At 38.5% G+C, this 2,587-nt stretch carries 2 pseudogenes; both read right to left on the reverse strand.

The window, feature by feature from the left end:
• A pseudogene (locus WIW89_RS12210) lies at positions 1-576 on the reverse strand (zinc ribbon domain-containing protein); the annotation flags it as partial.
• 629 nt (positions 577-1,205) lie between these two features.
• Positions 1,206-1,804, reverse strand: a pseudogene (locus WIW89_RS12215) (IS200/IS605 family accessory protein TnpB-related protein); the annotation flags it as partial.
• Positions 1,805-2,587: the final 783 nt, after the last annotated feature.

Raw genomic sequence — 2,587 nt, forward strand, 5'->3', positions numbered from 1 at the left:
AGCCTTGGGATTCACCGGAGTCACGGAAAACTTGTTCATACCCCTCCGCCCCTTTAGCGGGATAACCCCCAACCAACACCCCTCACGGATGTGGGGAAACCCGCACATCCTGAGGTATATGTTTAGAGATGCGTTCAATTGCCTATCCAGAGCGAACCCACACCTCTCGCAGTGAAAAGTCCTGCCGACCTTTCGGGAAACCCATCCACATCTGGGGCAGGACTTGGAAGTGTGGTAAGGGTTCACCTCCTTCAAGAAGGAACCGTAAAGGAGAGCCTTGTAATTAAGCACACGATAAATTGTCCTCCATACAGTCCTTGAAACTTCTTAGACAATCAATCGCTCGCATCTTGGAACATCTCTTTTTTATTCAACTTCTCGATAACAAACATAGTGAGAGGACATTCCCAACAGTTTGTTCATGAACTTGTGAACATAATCTAGCACATGATATCTTTCATGGTGGGAGTACTTTCTCGTCAGCAATTTCCCCTTTCTACCGTGCTTAGAGGCGAAGGACTGTATTCTACCCCTCTTCAACTCCATACCGAACTTAAGGCTATACAACTCCTTTATGATATAATAATGAATGACTGTTGTCTAAAAAAGGGCATTAATATAATAGTCTCTCCACAAAGAAATAATATATTGCAATATTTAGTTTTATATGCAAAAAATAGTCAAATGAGAGGTAGGTTATCTCTTTTAGTATGGGGTGACGAAGCGGGGTGAGTGTTCCTCGCCCGAGGGTGACTTTAAGCGGTGATAAAATTGTGGCCCACTAAACCCGCTGATAAATATATCTGATTCTGTAGTTTTAAACTTTCTTATCATAAGCCACCCTTAAATTTATAAAAGATAGTTAGTTAATATGGAGATAAAGAAAATAATGAAATAAATAAACTGTTATAATATTCACATTGTGATAATAAAAGGGCAAAGATAAAAACAAAAAAGTTTTTAAATTTGTTTTTGCAGAAGTAGAAATCGGGGATGAGGGGATGATGAGCAGGGTCAGAATTGACCTATGATAGGTTGCACGGAAGCTGACCTGACCCCCTCATCCCTAATTCATTACTTATCTTTTCAACTATTAAGCTTTTCTTCTCATCCAATTTTGAAAAGTTGAGCAGAGAATGAGGTTGGATCCTAACGTTAAATCTACGACATGAGACTGACTTCCTACCCGCCAGCGAGGGTTTCCATCATCGGTATGGGCTTACATCCCTCATCTGAGGGGCAGCTGAGAGGGGCAGAGACCCCCATTTAGATTAACTATTGCAATAACATCACGATCATTCTCATAACCACTAGAACACTTAAACCAACTATGGGAAATCTTAACTATACTTTCACCGCACTTAGGGTAAGATACTGAAGAATAACTAGGACTAACATACTGAACTAGAATACCGTGCTTCTTAGCTTGTTACTCAATCCAATACTGCAAACGACGGTACTGCATCAGATACAACTTATCCCTAAACTCACTCGGTAGTTTATGAACATTCTTATTGAGGTTCCTTATGTCCTCTAACTTAATAATATTGGCACCGAAACCTTCAGAGATTTCAACAACCTACTTCCCGACCTTCCTAGCAAAGTCCTCCATGACCTTCTTAGCCCTTTAATGGAAAGAACGGACTCTATACTAGATCCTCTTATCCTCCCTCCACCTCCTAGGGTACTTCCTCTGCAAATTCTCAGCTAAAGACTTCCAATGGTGAACTTCCTCAAGGCGAGTTGAAATCCTAACGTAGTGTTCATCGTCCTTCCCTACAACTATATCATTCATATTAACTTCTTAAGCATCTCATATTCCTTAACTAAAATTGTGTAAGTTGTATTCATGGAAGGACTTAGCCTTATAATCCACGCATGAAGCCTTAAATTTTCATTTCGCAAAATTTGATGTTAAATGACGTTAATGTGAAATGAGGGTAGGGGTAGCAAAACCATTAAGCTTTTTTAATATCATAGTACCACTCTCGACTCGCTGGATTTTACCCAAACTCCTTTGAAGACTAAGGTATTAGCTTTGTGATCCCCTTTACATCTTTAAAAACACAAGGACTATGCAGTCCCCTAACCTCATAATACTACGCTATTTTTCCACACAGACATTGTTAATCACATTTAAATGACCTCGTTCAATGACAACAATATTATGCGAAAGTAAATCTTAATATCGAGTAAGTAGGAAAATATTTAACCCAAATTGAATTGATAGAAAAAATATTATTATGTTAGACCAGTAGATCATTTTTTCTAATAAATTCCCTTAATGACTTCTTTTTTAACCCTCTTTTTAAAACACTCAGTATAAGTGGAGTAGACTTTGCCTTGGGGGGATATTAAAAGACTGAGATAGGTAGCTTACATTTCCGATTATACAGTGCGTCTTCTTGTCCTAAAAGAATCCAACGTAATATTTCGTTTGACAAAATGGTAAATATTGAAAACAACTAATTATCGTAAACTCTGAGCCTCTATAGTTTCAGAGTGGAATAATGAGTACGGATTCGGTTTATTTCATCAGCCAAAGCTCTTAAACTCTCTTTATAACAGTTAATACGCAGGCAGAATT

It is taken from the genome of Stygiolobus sp. CP850M (genome assembly GCF_037389425.1).
In the GTDB taxonomy this organism is placed as follows: domain Archaea; phylum Thermoproteota; class Thermoprotei_A; order Sulfolobales; family Sulfolobaceae; genus Stygiolobus.